The sequence below is a fragment of the Streptomyces xantholiticus genome (genome assembly GCF_014651015.1).
Taxonomy (GTDB): domain Bacteria; phylum Actinomycetota; class Actinomycetes; order Streptomycetales; family Streptomycetaceae; genus Streptomyces; species Streptomyces xantholiticus.
Window position 1 is genome coordinate 63,809 of record NZ_BMWB01000018.1, and the last position, 18,310, is coordinate 82,118.

Consider the following 18,310-nt stretch of genomic DNA (forward strand, 5'->3'; position numbering starts at 1 on the left):
GCGCCGCCCCTAGCCTGCGGAGAAAGACATCAAGCGTCCGGATACACCCCCAGGAGCCCCGCATGACCGCAATCCCGCAGGAGCGCCGCGTCGTCACCGCCATCCCCGGCCCGAAGTCGATCGAGCTGCAGGCCCGCCGCACGGCGACGGTCGCCGGTGGTGTGGGGTCCGTGCTGCCCGTGTTCACGGCCCGGGCCGGCGGCGGGATCATCGAGGACGTCGACGGCAACCGTCTGATCGACTTCGGCTCCGGCATCGCCGTGACCTCGGTCGGCGCGTCCGCAGAGGCCGTCGTGCGCCGGGCGAGCGCCCAGCTGCAGGACTTCACGCACACGTGCTTCATGGTGACCCCGTACGAGGGCTACGTGGAGGTGTGCGAGCAGCTCGCCGAGCTGACGCCGGGCGACCACGCCAAGAAGTCGGCTCTGTTCAACTCGGGCGCCGAGGCCGTCGAGAACGCCGTCAAGATCGCCCGCGCGCACACCAAGCGCCAGGCCGTCGTGGTCTTCGACCACGGCTACCACGGCCGTACGAACCTGACGATGGCGCTGACCGCCAAGAACATGCCGTACAAGCACGGCTTCGGCCCGTTCGCCCCCGAGGTCTACCGCGTCCCGGTCGCCTACGGCTACCGCTGGCCGACCGGCCCGGAGAACTGCGGCCCCGAGGCCGCCGCCCAGGCCATCGACCAGATCACCAAGCAGATCGGCCCGGAGAACGTCGCGGCGATCATCATCGAGCCGGTGCTCGGCGAGGGTGGTTTCATCGAGCCGGCCAAGGGCTTCCTCCCGGCGATCGTGAAGTTCGCGAACGACAACGGCATCGTGTTCGTCGCCGACGAGATCCAGTCCGGCTTCTGCCGCACCGGCCAGTGGTTCGCCTGTGAGGACGAGGGCATCGTCCCCGACCTGATCACCACCGCAAAGGGCATCGCCGGCGGTCTGCCGCTGGCCGCGGTGACGGGCCGCGCCGAGATCATGGACGCTCCTCACGCGGGCGGCCTCGGCGGCACCTACGGCGGCAACCCGGTGGCCTGCGCCGGCGCGCTCGGCTCGATCGAGACGATGCGCGAGCAGGACCTCATCGGCAGGGCCAAGCGGATCGAGGAGGTCATGAAGGGCCGTCTCACCGCGATGCAGGAGAAGTACGACGTCATCGGAGACATCCGCGGCCGCGGCGCGATGATCGCGATCGAGCTGGTGAAGGACCCTGCGACGAAGGAGCCGAACCCGGAGGCGGCCGGCGCGCTCGCCAAGGCCTGCCACGCGGAGGGCCTGCTGGTCCTCACCTGCGGCACGTACGGCAATGTGCTGCGCTTCCTCCCGCCGCTGGTGATCGGTGAGGACCTGCTCAACGAGGGTCTCGACATCCTCGAGCAGGCGTTCGCACGCGTCTGACCGGGGGCGACAGCACTGCTCTGTGAAGAAGCTGTGGGGGGCCGATGGCGGGATGGGAATCCGGCTGTCGGTCCCCTTCCGCCTGACGTACGGTCTCTTCAGATGAGAGAAACACCCCGCTCGCAGGAGACTGCGGGCGGCCCCAGGCCGGAGCCTCCCCAGCCCCGACTTGGTCGTGCCCTCGCGCACACCACTGGAGCTTCAGGCTCCGGAACTCCTCACCGATCGGATGGCCGCTCGCCCCAAACCCCCCGGGGCGTGCGGCAAACCGGTCCGGCCGGCCACCTCGGAACCACCCCCCCTGTTCCGATGTGGCCGGCCTCTCGGCGTTCTCGCACAGCCGTCGGTCCGTGCATGGTGCTCTTCGCCCTGATCACCTGGCAGGTTGCGGTGGAAGGGCCTCTGTTCGACGCGGACGTGCGACTGGGGCGGGCCTTGTTCGGGACCGGGCCGACCGCGCCGGCGGAACTGCTCGCGGATCTCGGGAACATGACTGTCGCGCTGCCCGTCCTGGCCGCGGCGATCGGTTACGTCCTGGTGCGCGACCGGCGGCAGTGGCGGGCGGCGCTGACCGCGGTGCTCACCATGGCGGCCGTGCCCGCGCTCGTGGTCCCGCTGAAGGCGTGGATCGCCCGCCCGGCGCCGCTGGAGCCGGGCACCGGCTGGTACCCGTCGGGACACACGGCGACCGCGACGGTCGCCTACTGCGCGGCGGCGCTTCTTGTCACGCCGTATCTGCGGCGGAGATGGGCGATGCCCGTGGCCGTGGTGCTCATCGGGGCGACAGCCATCGGTCTGGTGCTGCGCGGCTATCACTGGCCGCTGGACGTGCTCGGCAGTCTGTGCCTGTTCGGGGCACTGCCGGCGATGCTCAACTCCATTTGCAGGCGCCGAAGTTCTTCGAGAACTCGAACTGGTTGAAGCGGTCCCGGCTGATCGACCGGGTCATCAGGCCGTGCAGGGCCGGCCAGGGGCGATCAGCCGCCGCACGCCCCCGGTCGTCCGGCCCGGGTACGTAACGACGATCCAGGTGTACTGCCCGGCGGTCCGGACGCCCGTGCCCGGCCACCGGCAGGCGGTGCCCGGCGGCAGGAAGAAGCCTTGCGAGACTCACCGAAGTCGGCGAGGACGTGGCACGGCCGGTCGACCGGCCGGGTCACAACACCGCATGGGGCAGCCCGGTTCGCCCCGGGATCGGTACGTCCCAGCGCCGGCCGGCAGAAGGGCGTCCGGGACGCGCGCCGCGGCCTCGGGGTCAGCTGTCGAAGCCGAGGCCGAAACGGTCCATCGTCCGCAGCCACAGATTGCGCCGGCCGCCGTTGGCGTCCGCCTTGGCCATGGCCCACTTGGTCAGCCCGATACCGGCCCAGGCCACCGGCTCCGGCGGGAAGGGGAGCGGTTTGCTGCGCACCATCTCCAGCTCCGTGCGTTCGGTCCGCTCGCCGGACAGCAGGTCCAGCATCACATCGGCGCCGAACCGGGTGGCGCCGACGCCCAGGCCGGTGAAGCCGGCCGCGTAGGCGACCTTGCCGCCGTGCGCGGTGCCGAAGAAGGCGGAGAAACGCGTACAGGTGTCGATCGCACCGCCCCAGGCGTGGCTGAACCGGAGTCCTTCCAGCTGGGGGAAGCAGCGGAAGAAGTGCGACGCGAGCTTGAGGTACGTCTCGGGGCGGTGGTCCATCTCGGCGCGCACCTTGCCGCCGAAGGGATAGACGGCGTCGTAACCGCCCCACAGGATGCGGTTGTCGGCCGTGATGCGGAAGTAGTGGAACTGGTTGGCGCTGTCGCCGAGCCCCTGCCGTCGCTTCCAGCCGACGGAGTCGAGTTGGGCGGCGCTGAGCGGTTCGCTGATCAGGGCGTAGTCGTAGACGGGGACCGTGTAGGCCCGGACACGCCGGATGAGCGAGGGGAAGACGTTGGTGCCGAGGGCGACCCGGTGCGCGAGGACACGGCCGTACGGCGTGCGGACGACGATCCCCGGGCCGGAGGCCGACAGCCGCAGGCCGGGGGTGTTCTCGTAGATGCGGACACCGAGGTCCAGGCATGTCTGCTTCAGACCCCAGGCCAGCTTCGCGGGGTGCAGCATGGCCACCCCCTTGCGGTCCCACAGGCCGCCGAGGAAGGTCGGCGAGTCGACCTCCGCCCGCACGGCTTCCGCGTCGAGGAGGTCAAGACCGGTGAAACCGAGCCGCGTTGCCTTTTCGTGCATCTCGTGGAGCTCGGCCAGCTGGTGGGGCTCGGTGGCGACGTCGATCTCGCCGGTGCGTTCGAAGTCGCAGTCGATGCCGTAGCGGGCGACGGCGTCCTCGATGGCGTCGAGGTTGCGCGCGCCGAGATCCTCCAGTTTCGCCAGCTCGTCCGGCCAGCGGGCGAGTCCGTTGCCCAGGCCGTGGGTGAGGGAGGCGGCGCAGAAGCCTCCGTTGCGACCGGAGGCTGCCCAGCCCGCCTCCCGGCCCTCGATCAGGACGACCTCCCGCCCGGGGTCCCGTTCCTTGGCGAGCAGCGCGGTCCACAGCCCGCTGTAGCCGCCTCCGACGACGAGCAGGTCGCACCGCTCGTCACCGGCGAGGGCGGGCAGCGGCTCGGGCTTGCCGGGGTCCTCCAGCCAGAAAGGCGCCGGGCGGGCGTCGGCGAGTGATCCGGCAAAGGTCATGGCTGCTGGGGCCATGGTTCCCACTCCTTAGTGCTGCTGCCGTACTACTGCGGAAGGGCGCGTTTCCTGCGGCGGTTGGTGACGATCTGACCGCCGGCCACGATCAGTACGGCGAGGGCGAACATGGCCGTACCGATGACGTTGATCTGGACGGGCGTGCCGCGCTGGGCGGAACCCCACACGAACATGGGGAAGGTGACGGTGTTGCCCGAGTTGAAGTTGGTGATGATGAAGTCGTCGAAGGACAGGGCGAAGGCCAGCATCGCGCCCGCCGCGATGCCGGGGGCGGCGATCGGCAGTGTGACCCGCAGGAAGGTCTGCACGGGCCCCGCGTAGAGGTCCCGCGCCGCTTCCTCCAGCCTGGGGTCCATCGACATGACGCGTGCCTTCACCGCCACCACGACGAAGCTCAGACAGAACATGGTGTGGGCGATGAGGATGGTCCAGAAGCCCAGCTCGGCGCCGAGGTTGAGGAAGAGGGTCAGCAGCGAGGCGGCCATGACCACTTCGGGCATCGCCATCGGCAGGAAGATCAGCGAGTTGATCGTGCCGCGGACCCGGAAGCGGTAGCGCACCAGCGCGAAGGCGATCATCGCGCCGAGCACCGTGGCCCCGATCGTCGCCCAAAGGGCGATCTGCAGGGACAGCGTGAGCGAGCCGCACAGGTCGGCGACCCCGCACGGGTCGCGCCACGCGTCGGTGGAGAACTCCCGCCAGGCGTAGTTGAAGCGCCCGGCCGGCTTGTTGAACGAGAACACCATCACAATGATGTTCGGCAGGATCAGATAGGCGAGCGTGAGCAGGCCCGCGATGACGACGAGGTTGCGCCTCAGCCATTGCATCAGACCAGGTCCTCCGTTCCGGCCCGGCGGATGTAGACGGTGACCGTGATCAGGACGACCGCCATCAGGATGAACGACAGCGCGGCCGCCGTCGGGTAGTCGAGGACCCGCAGGAACTGCGACTGGATGACGTTTCCGATCATCCGGGTGTCGGTGGAGCCCAGCAGTTGGGCGTTGACGTAGTCACCGCTCGCCGGGATGAACGTCAGCAGCGTCCCGGAGACGACACCCGGCATGGACAGCGGGAAGGTCACCTTGCGGAAGGTGGTGGACGGCTTGGCGTACAGGTCGCCGGCCGCCTCGTGGAGCCGGGGATCGATCCGCTCCAGCGAGGTGTAGAGAGGAAGGATCATGAACGGCAGGAAGTTGTACGTCAGACCGGTGACCACTGCGAGAGGCGTGGCGAGCACCCGGTCGCCCGCGGTCATGCCGAGCCAACTGGTGACGTCCAGGACGCCGACCGTGTTCAGGACCTCCACCACCGGGCCGCCGTCCGCGAGGATCGTCTTCCAGGCGAGGGTCCGGATCAGGAAGCTGGTGAAGAACGGCGCGATGACCAGGACCAGCAGCAGATTGCGCCAGCGGCCCGCCTTGAACGCAATCAGATAGGCGAGCGGGTAGCCGAGCAGCAGGCACAGGGCCGTCGCGGTGCCCGCGTACAGCAGCGAGCGCAGGAACTGCGGATAGTACTCGGTCAGCGCGTCCCAGTAGGTGGCGAAGTGCCAGGTGACCTCGAAGCCCTGCTCCAGGGAGCCCGTCTGCACGGAGGTCGACGCCTGGTAGACGAGCGGCAGCACGAAGAAGACGACGAGCCACAGGACGCCGGGCAGCAGCAGCCAGTACGGGACCAGTCTGCGGCGGACCGAGGTCCTGTGGACGGGCGGCCGCGCCGGGGCCGGGGAGGTGGGCGGGGCCTCGGTGACGGTCATGGCGTCTCCCCCACCGTCTCCACACCGGCGTCGATGGCCTGGGCGGCGTCGAGACCGAAGGTGTGCTCCGGGTTCCAGTGCAGGACGACCTCGGCGCCGGGTTCCAGCCCTGCCCGGTGTTCGACGTTCTGGGCGTAGACCTCGAGCCCCTTGCCTGCCGGGCTCTCCACGACGTATTGCGTGGAGACGCCGATGAAGGACGAGTCGAGGATCCGGCCGGTGACCGAGTTGCGGCCGGCGGGGACGGCGTCCACGTCGGCGGCGGGGGCGAGGGAGATCTTCTCCGGCCGGATACCGACGAGGACTTTGCCGCCGGTGGCGGTGGCGTCGGGACAGCGTCCGGCCGGCAGCCGGAGCTTGCCGCCGCCCACGGTGACGACGACCTCGCCGTCGGTGTTCCGGACGACCTCTGCCTCGAGGAGGTTGGAGGTCCCGAGGAAGTTGGCGACGAACGTGGTCCGCGGGTTCTCGTACAGCTCCGCGGGCGCCCCCAGCTGCTCGACCCTGCCTCCGTTCATCACGGCGACCGTGTCGGCCATGGTCATGGCCTCCTCCTGGTCGTGGGTGACATGGACGAAGGTGATGCCGACCTCGGTCTGGATGCGCTTGAGCTCCAGTTGCATCTGGCGGCGCAGTTTGAGGTCGAGGGCGCCGAGCGGCTCGTCGAGCAGCAGGACCTGGGGGTGGTTGATGAGGGCGCGGGCGACGGCGACGCGCTGCTGCTGACCGCCGGAGAGCTGGTGCGGCTTGCGCTGTGCGAAGTCGCCGAGCTGGACGAGCTCCAGCATGTCGTCGACCTGTTTCTTCACGGACTTGATGCCGCGGCGGCGCAGCCCGAAGGCGATGTTTTCGTAGATGTTCAGATGAGGGAAGAGCGCATAGCTCTGGAACACCGTGTTGACGGGGCGTTTGTGCGGGGGGAGGGCGGTCACGTCCCGGTCGCCGAGGCGGACGGTTCCCGTCGTGGGCTCCTCGAGTCCGGCGATCATCCGCAGCGTGGTTGTCTTCCCGCAGCCGGAGGCGCCGAGCAGAGCGAAGAACGAGCCTTGCGGGACGGTCAGGTCCAGCGGGTGGACTGCCGTGAAGGAGCCGTAGGTCTTGCTGATCCCGGAGAGGCGGACGTCGCCGCCCGCTTGCTTGTCAGTCATGGATCGCGATCCCAGGTGTGTCGGGGGAAGGGGGCGGGTCGAGGCGTCAGGCACCGATGAGCTTGGCGAACTTCTCCTCGTACGCCGTCTCTTCCTCGGAGGAGAGCGAGCGGAACGAGTGGGACTTGGCGGCCATGGCCTCGTCCGGGATGATCAGCGGGTTCTTCGCCAGTTCCGGGTCGATCTTGGCGAGTTCGGCGCCGACACCGGCGACCGGACACACATAGTTGATGTACGCGGCGAGCTGCGCGGCGACGGGGAGCTCGTAGTAGTAGTCGATCAAGCGGGTGGCGTTCTTGCGGTGTCTGGCCTCCGCCGGGACCAGCAGGTTGTCGGTGGCCGTGACGTAACCGGCGGCCGGGATGGCGAACTTGATCTCCGGGTTGTCGGCCTGGAGCTGGATCACGTCGCCCGCCCACGCGAGACAGGCGGCGAGGTCGCCCTTGGCGAGGTCCGAGGTGTAGTCGTTGCCGGTGAAGCGGCGGATCTGGTTCTTGTCCACGCCCTTCTGCAGCCGGCCGATGGCGGCGTCGTAGTCGGCGTCGGTGAACCTGCCGGGGTCCTTGCCCAGGTCGAGGAGGGTCATGCCGATCGTGTCGCGCATCTCGGTGAGGAAGCCGACGCGGCCCTTGAGCGACGGGTCGTCGAGCAGTTGGGTGACGGAGTCGACCTTGCGTCCCCGGGTCGCCCTGGAGTTGTAGGCGATGACGCACGGGATGCCGGTCCACGGGTAGGAGTAGGCCCGGCCCGGGTCCCAGTCCACCCTGCGGAACTGCGAGGAGAGATTGGCGTAGGCGTGCGGCAGCAGCGAGGGGTCGAGCTTCTGCGCCCAGCCGAGCCGGATGATCCGGGCCGCCAGCCAGTCGGTGACGTTGATCAGGTCGCGCCCGGTGTCCTGGCCGGCCGCCAACTGCGGCTGGATCTTGCCGAAGAACTCGACGTTGTCGTTGATGTCCTCGGTGTACTTGACCGCGATCCCGGTGCGCTTGGTGAACGCCTCGAGGGTGGGGCGGCTCTTCCCGTCCTCGCTGGTGTCCATGTACTCGGTCCAGTTGGAGAAAGTGATCTGTTTCTCCTTGTCCGAGTGGTCGTCGGAATCCGCTGTGCCTGCCTCCCGCTTGGCGGGCGGGATGCCGCAGCCGCTCAGGATGCCCGCGCCGCCGGCGGCGAACACGCCCGCACCGGAGGCGCGCAGCAGCGAACGGCGGGAGAGTGCCCCCCGTCCGCTGGTCAGGCTGCGCCGCACGGCCGCCAGCTGGGCGGCTGAGAGGCGCTCGGTCTCGTACTGCTCCATGACGCTCTGCCCTTTCGGGTGGATGGCCGCAGAAGGCGCGGCCGCCGGCTATCGGCCTTGGAAGATCGTGCGGTGCCAGTCCTTGCGGACCACGGCGGTGTTGTCGTACATCACGTGCTTGACCTGCGTGTACTCCTCGAAGGAGTACGCCGACATGTCCTTCCCGAAGCCGCTGGCCCGGTATCCGCCGTGCGGCATCTCGCTGATGATCGGGATGTGGTCGTTGACCCACACGCAGCCGGCCCTGATCTCGCGGGTGGCGCGTCCGGCCCGGTAGACGTCGCGGGTCCACGCGGAGGCCGCCAGCCCGTACGGCGTGTCGTCGGCGAGCGCGATGCCCTCGTCGTCGGTGTCGAAGGGCAGCACGACGAGGACGGGCCCGAAGATCTCGGACTGGACGATCTCGCTGTCCTGGGCGGCGCCGGTGACGAGGGTGGGCAGGTAGTAGGCGCCGTTCTTCAGTTCGCCCTGCGGCGCCGCGCCGCCCGTGACGACGGTGGCGTAGGCCCGGGCCCGGTCGACGAAGGCGGCGACACGGTCGCGCTGCGCGTGGGAGACGAGGGGGCCGAGATCGGTGCCCGGGTCGAACGGGTCGCCGAGCCGGACCGTCGCCATGAGATCGGCGACCGCGCCGACGAAGGCGTCGTACAGGGGCCGCTGGACATAGGCGCGCGTGGCGGCGGTGCAGTCCTGGCCGGTGTTGATGAGCGACCCGGCGACGGCCCCGTGCGCGGCGGCCTCGAGGTCGGCGTCGTCGAAGACCACGAAGGGGGCCTTGCCGCCGAGCTCGAGGTGCAGCCGCTTGACGGTGTCCGTGGCGATGCGTGCGACGCGTTTGCCGACGGCGGTGGAGCCGGTGAAGGAGGTCATGGCGATGTCCGGGTGGCCGACGAGGTGCTCGCCGGCGTCCCTGCCCGCGCCGCTGACGATGTTGACGACGCCGTCGGGGATGCCCGCCTCGGTGGCCGCCTGGGCGAACATCAGCGAGGTGAGCGGGGTGATCTCGGCGGGCTTGAGCACGATGGTGTTGCCTGCGGCGATGGCCGGCAGGACCTTCCACGCAGCCATCTGCAGCGGGTAGTTCCAGGGGGCGATGGAGCCGACCGGGCCGATCGGTTCACGCCGTACGTAAGAGGTGTGGTCACCGCTGTACTCGCCGGCGGACTGGCCCTGGAGGTGACGGGCGGCGCCGGCGAAGAAGGCGGTGTTGTCGATGGTGCCGGGGACGTCGAACTCAGTACTCAGTCTGACGGGCTTGCCGCACTGGAGCGACTCCGCCCCGGCGAGGTCGTCCGCCCGGTCCGCGAGCACCGACGCGAACCGGTGCAGTGCGTCGGAGCGCTCTCCCGGTGTGGCGCCTGCCCAGCCGGGCAGGGCCTCGCGGGCGGCGGCGACGGCCGCGTCCACCTCTGCGGTGCCGGCCAGCTCGTAGGTGTGGACCGTCTTGCCCGTGGCCGGGTCGACGACGTCCTGCATGCGTCCCGAGGTGCCGGGCCGCAGCCTGCCTCCGATGTACTGCGCGCCGGCCGCGAAGCGGTCCTGCGTCTGGAAGCGGTTGCCCATAGCGCTCTCCGTAGTTCCAGCTCGAATTGAGTGCCGATCCTGACAGAGGGTGACCCATGCAACAAGTGATTCCGTTGTTGCCTTTTGATTACGCGACGGAATCGGTCGACCATGTGTCGCGTCACCGGGCCGGTGGCGGGACGTGGTGTCAATGGCGGCTGCCACACTCGTGTGTCATGGGGATCGACGAGCTGATCAAGCAGACGGCCGAGGGGCAGCGGGTGAAGTACCTGTACTTCTGGGGGCACACCGCGCGGAGGGACGGCACGATCGGGGCGAGCTGCCTCAGTCAGTGGTGGCCGTCGCCGTTCGAGGTGGACGGCGTGCGGTACGAGACGGCGGAGCACTGGATGATGGCGTCCAAGGCCCGGCTCTTCGGTGATGCGGAGGCGGAGCGCGTGGCGCTGGCCGCGAGGACGCCGGCGGAGGCCAAGAAGGCGGGGCGGCTGGTGCGCGGCTTCGACGACGCCGAGTGGAAGCGCGAGCGGTTCGGCGTCGTGCGCTCCGGCAGTGTGCACAAGTTCGGGCAGGACGCGGCGCTGTGCGACTTCCTGCTGGCCACGGGGGACCGGGTGCTCGTCGAGGCCAGCCCGATGGACCGCATCTGGGGCATCGGACTGGCCGCGGACGACGAGCGGGCGCAGGACCCCGCGCGCTGGCGCGGACTCAATCTGCTGGGGTTCGCGCTGATGGAGGCGCGCGAGGAACTACGGGGCCGGATCAGCGGGTGACGTCGACGACCAGGTGGTTCGAGTAGCTGTCGTAGTCGTAGTCGTAGTCGTCCTGCTTGTTCTCCTCGTTGATCGCCGTGGTGATGCCCCAGGCGATCAGCGCGATGACGACGGCCCCGATGACGATGCCGCACACGCCGAGGATGATGCCCGCCAGTGCCATGCCGCCGTTGGTGGCCTCGCCCCGCTGGGCGCGCTTGCGGCCCAGGATGCCGAAGATCAGCGCGAGGATGCCGAGGACGATGGCGACGACGCCGTACAGACAGAAGAGGCAGACGGAGAGGATGCCGAGCACCATCGCGGTGATGCCCATGCCGTTGGCCGGCTGCTGCTGCCAGCCGGTGGTCTGGCCATAGCCGGGATAGCCCGGGTACCCCGACCCGTACGGGTCGGGGGCGCCGAAGCCAGGGGCGCCGGCGGCCGGGGGCTGCGGCAGGCTCGGGGCCGCCGGGTAGCCGTAGGCTCCCGCGGCGGGCTGGGCGTGGCCGGGGCCACCGGGCGCGACGGGCGGCGGCGGCACCGAGCCGGTGTCGTCGGCGCCCGGCATCGAGATGACCGTCGGCTGGTCGTGCACGCCGGGCGGCGGGCCGGCCGCCGGCTTGTCCATGGGGACCTTGCCGGCTGCGCTGCTGCTCTCCGGCGGAGCCCACGGGTCGTTCGGCTGAGGCCCGCCCGGCGGCTGGGCCTGATTGTCGGACATGGTTCTCCCCCATCGGTGGTCCGGCCATGTTACGGCCTCGCCTTCGCGCTCCGAGGGCCGCCTACGATGATCCCCGGGCAGGATCACCGCCCGGCGAACAGGCCCTGCCCGTGAGCAGGAGCGGCAAGTCCCCACCCGGAGGAACGATGACCGATCTGCACCCCTTCATCGCTGGCCTGCCCAAGGCCGAGCTTCATGTGCACCACGTCGGTTCCGCCTCTCCCCGGATCGTCGCGGAACTGGCCGCGAACCACCCGGACTCGAAGGTGCCGACCGATCCCGAGGCGCTCGCCGACTACTTCACGTTCACCGACTTCGCTCACTTCATCGAGGTCTATCTGTCGGTCGTGGACCTGATCCGCACCCCTGACGACGTGCGGCTGCTCACCTTCGAGGTCGCCCGTGACATGGCACGGCAGAACATCCGGTATGCCGAGCTGACGATCACGCCCTTCAGCTCCACCCGCCGCGGGATAGAGGAGAAGGCCTTCATGGCCGCCATCGAGGACGCCCGCAGGGCGGCGGAGACCGAGTTCGGGGTGGTGCTGCGCTGGTGCTTCGACATCCCCGGCGAGGCCGGCCTCGATGCGGCGGAGGAGACCGCCCGGCTAGCGGTCGACCTGCACCCCGAGGGCCTCGTCTCCTTCGGCCTCGGCGGACCGGAGATCGGGGTCCCCCGCCCCCAGTTCAAGCCGTACTTCGACCGCGCGATCGCCGCCGGGCTCCGCTCCGTGCCGCACGCCGGCGAGACCACCGGACCGCAGACCATCTGGGACGCGCTCAACGACCTGGGTGCCGAGCGCATCGGGCACGGCACCAGCGCGGTGCAGGACCCCATGCTGCTGGCGCACCTGGCCGAGCACCGGATCCCGCTGGAGGTGTGCCCCACCTCCAACATCGCCACCCGCGCGGTGGCCCGCCTCGACGAGCACCCGGTCAAGGAGATGGTCTCCGCCGGAGTGCTGGTGACGATCAACAGCGACGATCCGCCGATGTTCGGCACCGACCTCAACAACGAGTACGGTGTCGCCGCCCGGCTGCTGGACCTGGACGAGCGCGGCCTCGCCGGCCTCGCGAAGAACGCGGTGGAAGCGTCGTTCCTCGACCCGGCGGGCAAGGCGAGGATCGCCTCGGAGATCGATGCGTACACCACCGAGTGGCTCGCCCGCTGACATGCGCGCGGTGACGGTGGTCGCCCACCGGGGCGACCCGTACCGGTTCCGCGAGAACACCCTGCCCTCGCTTCGCTCGGCCCTCGAACGCGGCGCGGACGCGGTCGAGATCGATGTGCGCCTCACGCGCGACGGCGTCCCCGTGCTGCTGCACGACGCGACGCTCAAACGGCTGTGGGGTCATGACCACCCGCTGGCGCGGCTCACCGAGGACGAGGTCGACCGCCTCTGTCACGGTGGTGTGCCGAGCCTGCGTGAGGCGCTGACCGAGCTGGGTCCGCACCGGCTGATGATCGATCTGCCCGGCGCGACACCGGAGTCGGTGCGCAGAGTGCTGGACACCGTCCGCGACTGCGGCGCCGAGGAGCGCGTCTACTACTGCGCGGGCCCCCGGACGATGCTGGCGGTGCGGGCGGCCGACGGCTCGGCGGAGATCGCGATGACCTGGACGACGCTCGCCCCGCCGCGGCCGGCGCTGCTGCACGCCGTGAAGCCGCGCTGGCTGAACTACCGCTTCGGCCTGGTGGGGCGGGAGTTGACGGACCGGGTACACCGGGACGGCCTGCTCCTGTCCACCTGGACGGCCGACACCCGGCGCACGATGCGGCGGCTGATCGGCTGCGGCGTCGATTCGATCACCACGAACCGGCCCGACGCCCTCAGGGCCGTACTGGACGCCCCGCGCTCCCCGGAGGGACCACGCAGGTGAAAGACGGGATCCGCACCGACATTGCGGACAACGCCCGTGTCCGTAACCACCACTTGGGCGCCGAGGACCACCACACCTTCGAGCCGGGCGTCGTCGCGCGTGCCCGCTGGGGCGCCCTTTGAGGCGGCGGAGGTGGCGCAGTTCGGCGCCGCGGACCGCAGGCGGCAGTGGACCTCCGCACGACCAGGGACGTCAGGTCGCCGACGGCACCGGTTGCCGCGCGGGCACCGGCGCCGTCAACGCCTCCAGTCGCTTGATCCTGCGGCGGACGGCGTACAGCGGGATCACGCCGAAGACGCCGAAGGACATGTCGATCACCGACCACCACAAGGGGATGCCCCGGATCGGGCCGCAGATCAGGGCGAGCGGAATGATTCCGGCGCAGGCGATCATGCCGAACTCGACGACCCAGATGTTGCGCACGGGGTCGCGGTAGGGCCCGTAGAAGGCGACGGCGATCACCAGGTGGGCGAAGGCAAGCCAGTCCGTGCCGTAGAGCACGAACGGATACTTCTCGTCGGTGGCGTCGAGTCCCTCCCGTACCCGCTCGACCCACTCCACGAGGGCCGGCATGTGCTCGGGGACGGGCGAGGCGGAGGACTTCAACAGATCCTCCAGCCAGTGCAGTTCCGTCACCAGCGGGAAGGCGGTCACTCCGCTGAGCACCAGGCACACGACGAAGACGGCCAACCACACGCGTATCCCCCGCAAGAGGGCTGCTCGCTCGCTCATACGGGCACCCTACGACAGAAGTGAACATGTTCAAAACTAGTGGGTGCCGCTGATCCTCCGGCCGACGAGGTGGGCGACGGCCGTGGCGCCGGCGGCCACCGCCAGGCCGGCCGCCGCATCCCGCGTCCTGGCGGGCCGGAGCACTCCGGCGCGCCGGAGCCGCCCCCTTGCCCAGAGCGCGAACGGCACCACGATCAGGGGCGAGGTGACGGAGCCGGGGGTGTAGCCGCGCACGGCGGCCGCCTGGGCGATGTGGACCAGGCCGTGCAGCCCGAACCCGTCGACGGCGCCCTGGTAGAAGGCGGACCGGCCGCCGGTGCGGTGCCCGGCCACGGCGGCCGCGCCGACGATCGCGGCCATCACGCCCACCGCCGCGGTGAACTCCCGCTGGTCCACCGATTCCATCGCCCGCCACACCCGCTGGGGGACCTGCGGGAACCGTTTACGGAGCAGGGGCACGTTCCGGCGTATCCAGCGCGGCCCGGTGGCCAGTTCCTCGAGGTCGTGCAGCGCCCAGGCGGCCAACAGGCCATAGGTGACAGTCGCGTTCATGCGGTCATCGCTCATGATCCCCAGTTTGATCCAGGGGGCACTGCCGTGCCGCACCTCATACCGGGCCGGGAGGGTCAGCCGTCGCGCGGGCCGGTCGGTCACCGAACTGCGCGCCGGCGCCCCCGACGGCGAGCCGCTCGCCACCACACCGGTGCACAACACGGGTGACTGGGGCAGCTACGGGGCGCACCGACCGTCCCGGCCAGGACGCGCAGCTGTAGCTCGTCCTCACGTCCCCGCAGCACGCGTTCGACGCTGACGCGGTCGGGCCGCAAGCAGCCCGTTGCAGCCGGCGCATGACAGCGCGCCCGGTGCACGGGTGCACCGGGCGCGCAGCGTTTCCGTACGGGACGGAATCAGGTCAGCCGTCGAGCGACGTCATCACGTGCTTGATGCGCGTGTAGTCGTCGAAGCCGTACGCCGACAGGTCCTTGCCGTAACCGGACTTCTTGAAGCCGCCGTGCGGCATCTCCGCCACCAGCGGGATGTGGGTGTTGATCCACACACATCCGAAGTCCAGGGACTTGGACATGCGCATCGCCCGCGCGTGGTCCTTCGTCCACACCGAGGACGCCAGCGCGTACTCCACGCCGTTGGCCCACTCGAGGGCCTGCGCCTCGTCGGAGAAGGACTGGACGGTGATGACCGGGCCGAAGACCTCGTTCTGGATGATCTCGTCGTCCTGCTTGAGGCCGGAGACGACGGTCGGGGCGTAGAAGTAGCCCTTGTCGCCGACCCGCCGGCCGCCCGCCTCGACCTTGGCGTGCGCCGGCAGCCGGTCGATGAAGCCGGTGACCTGGTCCAGCTGGCTGGCGTTGTTCAGCGGGCCGTAGAGCACGTCCTCGTCGTCCGGGGCGCCGGTCTTGGTCGCCGCCGCCGCCTTGGCGAGCGCGGACACGAACTCGTCGTGGATGGCCTCGTGCACGAGCACACGGGTCGCGGCCGTACAGTCCTGGCCGGCGTTGAAGAAGCCCGCCACCGAGATGTCCTCGACGGCCTTGTCGATGTCGGTGTCCTCGAAGACCACGACCGGCGCCTTGCCGCCGAGTTCGAGGTGGACGCGCTTGACGTCCTTGGCCGCGGAGGCCGCGACCTGGATGCCGGCGCGTACGGAGCCGGTGATGGAGGCCATCGCGGGGATCGGGTGCTCGACCATCGCGCGGCCGGTGTCGCGGTCGCCGCAGACGACGTTGAAGACGCCCTTGGGTGCGATCGCGCCGATGATCTCGGCCATCAACACGGTGGACGCGGGCGTGGTGTCCGACGGCTTCAGGACGACGGTGTTGCCCGCGGCCAGCGCCGGGGCGAACTTCCAGACGGCCATCATCATCGGGTAGTTCCACGGCGCGACCTGCGCGCAGACGCCGACCGGCTCGCGCCGGACGATGGAGGTCATGCCCTCCATGTACTCGCCGGCGGAGCGGCCCTCCAGCATGCGCGCGGCGCCCGCGAAGAAGCGGATCTGGTCCACCATCGGCGGAATCTCTTCGGTACGGGTGAGGCCGAGCGGCTTGCCCGTGTTCTCCGACTCGGCCGCGATCAGGTCCTCCGCACGCACCTCGAACGCGTCGGCGATCTTGAGCAGCACCTTCTGGCGCTCGGCCGGCGTGGTGTCGCGCCAGGAGGGAAAGGCGGCCGCGGCAGCTTCCATGGCGGCGTCGACGTCGGCCTGGCCGGAGAGCGGCGACGTGGCGTAGACCTCTCCGGTGGCGGGGTTGACGATGTCGATCGTCCGGCCGTCGGCGGCGTCCTTGAACTCCCCGTTGATGTAGTTGCGCAGACGACGCAGCTCGGTGGTCACTGTTGCCACCCCTCCTGTCTTGTCCGATGGGTGAGACACCCCACCCTAATCTCTTCGCGGAAGATTTCAACAGCCCCACCCGCCCGCAACTTCGGATTCAGTGAGATTTGAACCCTCACACAACGAATTTCATCACCCAGGGCTTGTCAGACGGACGAGTCCCGGTGCAGAGTGAGGTTGTGGCCAGTCGTAGCGCAGACTCCAGGAACGGGACCGCAGGCGGTTCGTCGACCCCGACGATCGACGCGGTCTCCCTCGCGATCATCGAACAGCTCCAGGAGGACGGTCGCCGTCCCTACGCCGCGATCGGCAAGGCCGTGGGCCTTTCCGAAGCGGCCGTGCGGCAGCGCGTCCAGAAGCTTCTCGACCAAGGCGTGATGCAGATCGTCGCCGTCACCGACCCGCTCACCGTGGGCCTGCGGCGCCAGGCGATGGTCGGCATCAAGGTCGAGGGCGACCTCGACCCCGTGGCGGACGCGCTGACGGCCATGGCCGAATGCGAGTACGTGGTGATGACCGCAGGCTCCTTCGACCTGATGGTGGAGATCGTCTGCGAGGACGACGACCACCTGCTCGAAGTGATCAACAAACGGATCCGTGCGCTCCCCGGCGTGCGCTCCACCGAGAGCTTCGTCTACCTCAAGCTCAAGAAGCAGACCTATATGTGGGGAACCCGATAGCCGTGAGCAAGGACCTCTCCAAGACCGCCTACGACCACCTGTGGATGCACTTCACCCGCATGTCGTCGTACGAGGACGCGCCCGTGCCCACCATTGTGCGTGGTGAGGGCACCTACATCTACGACGACAAGGGCAAGCGCTACCTGGACGGCCTCGCCGGGCTGTTCGTGGTCCAGGCCGGCCACGGCAGGCACGAACTCGCGGAGACCGCCTACAAGCAGGCCCAGGAGCTCGCGTTCTTCCCCGTGTGGTCCTACGCGCACCCCAAGGCCGTCGAACTGGCCGAGCGGCTCGCACACCACGCGCCGGGCGACCTCAACAAGGTCTTCTTCACCACCGGCGGCGGCGAGGCCGTCGAGACCGCCTGGAAGCTCGCCAAGCAGTACTTCAAGCTCACGGGCAAGCCGACCAAGTACAAGGTCATCTCCCGCGCGGTCGCCTACCACGGCACCCCGCAGGGAGCCCTTTCGATCACCGGTCTGCCGAGCCTCAAGGCCCCGTTCGAGCCGCTGGTGCCCGGTGCGCACAAGGTGCCGAACACCAACATCTACCGCGCCCCGATCCACGGTGACGACCCGGAGGCCTTCGGCCGCTGGGCCGCCGACCAGATCGAGCAGCAGATCCTGTTCGAGGGCCCCGAGACCGTCGCCGCGGTCTTCCTCGAGCCGGTGCAGAACGCCGGCGGCTGCTTCCCTCCGCCGCCCGGCTACTTCCAGCGGGTCCGCGAGATCTGCGACCAGTACGACGTGCTGCTCGTCTCCGACGAGGTCATCTGCGCCTTCGGCCGCCTCGGCACGATGTTCGCCTGCGACAAGTTCGGCTACGTGCCGGACATGATCACCTGCGCAAAGGGCATGACCTCGGGCTACTCCCCGATCGGTGCGTGCATCATCTCCGACCGCCTCGCGGAGCCGTTCTACAAGGGCGACAACACCTTCCTGCACGGCTACACCTTCGGCGGGCACCCGGTCTCCGCGGCCGTGGGCCTCGCCAACCTCGACATCTTCGAGCGTGAGGGCATCAACCAGCACGTCCTGGACAATGAGGGCAACTTCCTGTCCACGCTGCGGAAGCTGCACGACCTGCCGATCGTCGGCGACGTGCGCGGCAACGGCTTCTTCTACGGCATCGAGCTGGTCAAGGACAAGGCCACCAAGGAGTCCTTCACCGACGAGGAGACCGAGCGCGTCCTGTACGGCTTCCTCTCCAAGGCGCTCTACGACAACGGTCTCTACTGCCGGGCCGACGACCGCGGCGACCCGGTCGTCCAGCTGGCGCCGCCGCTGATCTCCGACCAGTCGACGTTCGACGAGATCGAGCAGATCCTGCGGAACGTGCTCGCGGAGGCCTGGACGAAGCTCTGACCCGACCGCCCTCTCCGCGTACGGCCCGTGGCCCGGGTACCTC

At 69.5% G+C, this 18,310-nt stretch carries 18 protein-coding genes; 8 read left to right on the plus strand and 10 right to left on the minus strand.

Going from position 1 to position 18,310, the window contains the following annotated elements; genetic code table 11:
* The first annotated feature begins 62 nt into the window (after positions 1–62).
* Positions 63–1,397 (plus strand): 4-aminobutyrate--2-oxoglutarate transaminase, encoded by a 1,335-nt coding sequence (gene gabT, locus IE198_RS23830; RefSeq protein ID WP_189889929.1) that lies wholly within the window; start codon positions 63–65, stop codon positions 1,395–1,397.
* Between the two features lie 354 nt (positions 1,398–1,751).
* Positions 1,752–2,318: a phosphatase PAP2 family protein gene (locus IE198_RS23835; protein ID WP_373299950.1), complete on the plus strand. Its 567-nt coding sequence runs from the start codon at positions 1,752–1,754 to the stop codon at positions 2,316–2,318.
* A 334-nt stretch (positions 2,319–2,652) separates the two neighbouring features.
* Here IE198_RS23835 and IE198_RS23840 read toward each other — a convergent pair whose 3' ends face one another.
* From IE198_RS23840 to IE198_RS23865, 6 genes are read right to left on the minus strand one after another with little or no spacing between them, the layout of a single operon-like run.
* Entirely contained in the window at positions 2,653–4,065 is a 1,413-nt protein-coding gene (locus IE198_RS23840; protein ID WP_189889933.1) for an NAD(P)/FAD-dependent oxidoreductase, read from the minus strand.
* Between the two features lie 29 nt (positions 4,066–4,094).
* Positions 4,095–4,892 (minus strand): ABC transporter permease, encoded by a 798-nt coding sequence (locus tag IE198_RS23845; protein WP_189889935.1) that lies wholly within the window; start codon positions 4,890–4,892, stop codon positions 4,095–4,097.
* Entirely contained in the window at positions 4,892–5,821 is a 930-nt protein-coding gene (locus IE198_RS23850; RefSeq protein ID WP_189889937.1) for an ABC transporter permease, read from the minus strand. Before IE198_RS23850 ends, IE198_RS23845 begins: the two co-directional genes overlap by 1 nt.
* Positions 5,818–6,969, minus strand: coding sequence for an ABC transporter ATP-binding protein (locus IE198_RS23855; RefSeq protein WP_189889939.1), 1,152 nt, complete (start codon positions 6,967–6,969; stop codon positions 5,818–5,820). The genes IE198_RS23850 and IE198_RS23855 overlap by 4 nt, the downstream gene beginning before the upstream one ends.
* A 46-nt stretch (positions 6,970–7,015) precedes the next feature.
* Entirely contained in the window at positions 7,016–8,263 is a 1,248-nt protein-coding gene (locus IE198_RS23860) for a polyamine ABC transporter substrate-binding protein (protein WP_189889941.1), read from the minus strand.
* A gap of 48 nt (positions 8,264–8,311) precedes the next feature.
* Positions 8,312–9,826, minus strand: a complete 1,515-nt coding sequence (locus IE198_RS23865; protein WP_189889943.1) for a gamma-aminobutyraldehyde dehydrogenase — start codon at positions 9,824–9,826, stop codon at positions 8,312–8,314.
* Positions 9,827–10,002: 176 nt separating this feature from the next.
* Here IE198_RS23865 and ybiA point away from each other — a divergent pair, with 176 nt between their 5' ends.
* Positions 10,003–10,557 carry a riboflavin biosynthesis intermediates N-glycosidase gene (gene ybiA, locus IE198_RS23870; protein WP_189889945.1) on the plus strand — a complete coding sequence of 185 codons (555 nt, stop codon included), beginning with the start codon at positions 10,003–10,005 and terminating at the stop codon, positions 10,555–10,557.
* Here ybiA and IE198_RS23875 read toward each other — a convergent pair.
* Entirely contained in the window at positions 10,547–11,257 is a 711-nt protein-coding gene (locus IE198_RS23875) for a DUF4190 domain-containing protein (RefSeq protein WP_189889947.1), read from the minus strand. The genes ybiA and IE198_RS23875 overlap by 11 nt on opposite strands.
* A 146-nt stretch (positions 11,258–11,403) precedes the next feature.
* Between IE198_RS23875 and IE198_RS23880 the strand changes: the two genes are divergently transcribed.
* Genes IE198_RS23880 through IE198_RS36170 form a run of 3 tightly spaced genes read left to right on the plus strand, consistent with a single transcriptional unit; the run spans position 11,404 to position 13,260 of the window.
* The gene (locus tag IE198_RS23880; protein WP_189889949.1) at positions 11,404–12,429 is read left to right on the plus strand and encodes an adenosine deaminase; all 1,026 of its coding nucleotides are present in this window, start codon (positions 11,404–11,406) and stop codon (positions 12,427–12,429) included.
* Between the two features lies 1 nt (position 12,430).
* The gene (locus IE198_RS23885; RefSeq protein ID WP_189889952.1) at positions 12,431–13,138 is read left to right on the plus strand and encodes a glycerophosphodiester phosphodiesterase; all 708 of its coding nucleotides are present in this window, start codon (positions 12,431–12,433) and stop codon (positions 13,136–13,138) included.
* A complete protein-coding gene (locus tag IE198_RS36170) occupies positions 13,135–13,260 on the plus strand; it encodes a hypothetical protein (protein WP_268246496.1) in 126 nt (41 codons plus the stop codon). The genes IE198_RS23885 and IE198_RS36170 overlap by 4 nt, the downstream gene beginning before the upstream one ends.
* A 70-nt stretch (positions 13,261–13,330) precedes the next feature.
* Here the strand turns inward: IE198_RS36170 and IE198_RS23890 are convergent, their stop codons facing one another.
* The 3 genes from IE198_RS23890 to IE198_RS23900 all read right to left on the minus strand — a co-directional run bounded on the left by IE198_RS23890 (position 13,331) and on the right by IE198_RS23900 (position 16,223).
* Complete coding sequence (locus IE198_RS23890; protein ID WP_189889954.1) at positions 13,331–13,870, minus strand: hypothetical protein; 540 nt, start codon at positions 13,868–13,870, stop codon at positions 13,331–13,333.
* A gap of 36 nt (positions 13,871–13,906) precedes the next feature.
* Entirely contained in the window at positions 13,907–14,437 is a 531-nt protein-coding gene (locus IE198_RS23895; protein ID WP_229834273.1) for an HXXEE domain-containing protein, read from the minus strand.
* 346 nt (positions 14,438–14,783) lie between these two features.
* Complete coding sequence (locus tag IE198_RS23900) at positions 14,784–16,223, minus strand: gamma-aminobutyraldehyde dehydrogenase (protein WP_189890103.1); 1,440 nt, start codon at positions 16,221–16,223, stop codon at positions 14,784–14,786.
* A gap of 164 nt (positions 16,224–16,387) precedes the next feature.
* Here IE198_RS23900 and IE198_RS23905 point away from each other — a divergent pair, with 164 nt between their 5' ends.
* Together IE198_RS23905 and IE198_RS23910 are read left to right on the plus strand one after the other, a co-directional pair.
* On the plus strand, positions 16,388–16,903 hold the full coding sequence (locus IE198_RS23905; RefSeq protein WP_037773650.1) for an Lrp/AsnC family transcriptional regulator: 516 nt from the start codon (positions 16,388–16,390) through the stop codon (positions 16,901–16,903).
* Complete coding sequence (locus IE198_RS23910; protein WP_189889957.1) at positions 16,888–18,267, plus strand: aspartate aminotransferase family protein; 1,380 nt, start codon at positions 16,888–16,890, stop codon at positions 18,265–18,267. The genes IE198_RS23905 and IE198_RS23910 overlap by 16 nt, the downstream gene beginning before the upstream one ends.
* The last annotated feature ends 43 nt before the right edge of the window (positions 18,268–18,310 follow it).

Bases quoted from the DNA above. Each gene is read 5' to 3' on its own strand.
- gabT (WP_189889929.1), top strand. From the start codon at position 63: ATGACCGCAATCCCGCAGGAGCGCCGCGTCGTCACCGCCATCCCCGGC.
- IE198_RS23835 (WP_373299950.1), top strand. From the start codon at position 1,752: ATGGTGCTCTTCGCCCTGATCACCTGGCAGGTTGCGGTGGAAGGGCCT.
- IE198_RS23840 (WP_189889933.1), bottom strand. From the start codon at position 4,065: ATGGCCCCAGCAGCCATGACCTTTGCCGGATCACTCGCCGACGCCCGC.
- IE198_RS23845 (WP_189889935.1), bottom strand. From the start codon at position 4,892: ATGCAATGGCTGAGGCGCAACCTCGTCGTCATCGCGGGCCTGCTCACG.
- IE198_RS23850 (WP_189889937.1), bottom strand. From the start codon at position 5,821: ATGACCGTCACCGAGGCCCCGCCCACCTCCCCGGCCCCGGCGCGGCCG.
- IE198_RS23855 (WP_189889939.1), bottom strand. From the start codon at position 6,969: ATGACTGACAAGCAAGCGGGCGGCGACGTCCGCCTCTCCGGGATCAGC.
- IE198_RS23860 (WP_189889941.1), bottom strand. From the start codon at position 8,263: ATGGAGCAGTACGAGACCGAGCGCCTCTCAGCCGCCCAGCTGGCGGCC.
- IE198_RS23865 (WP_189889943.1), bottom strand. From the start codon at position 9,826: ATGGGCAACCGCTTCCAGACGCAGGACCGCTTCGCGGCCGGCGCGCAG.
- ybiA (WP_189889945.1), top strand. From the start codon at position 10,003: ATGGGGATCGACGAGCTGATCAAGCAGACGGCCGAGGGGCAGCGGGTG.
- IE198_RS23875 (WP_189889947.1), bottom strand. From the start codon at position 11,257: ATGTCCGACAATCAGGCCCAGCCGCCGGGCGGGCCTCAGCCGAACGAC.
- IE198_RS23880 (WP_189889949.1), top strand. From the start codon at position 11,404: ATGACCGATCTGCACCCCTTCATCGCTGGCCTGCCCAAGGCCGAGCTT.
- IE198_RS23885 (WP_189889952.1), top strand. From the start codon at position 12,431: ATGCGCGCGGTGACGGTGGTCGCCCACCGGGGCGACCCGTACCGGTTC.
- IE198_RS23890 (WP_189889954.1), bottom strand. From the start codon at position 13,870: ATGAGCGAGCGAGCAGCCCTCTTGCGGGGGATACGCGTGTGGTTGGCC.
- IE198_RS23895 (WP_229834273.1), bottom strand. From the start codon at position 14,437: ATGAGCGATGACCGCATGAACGCGACTGTCACCTATGGCCTGTTGGCC.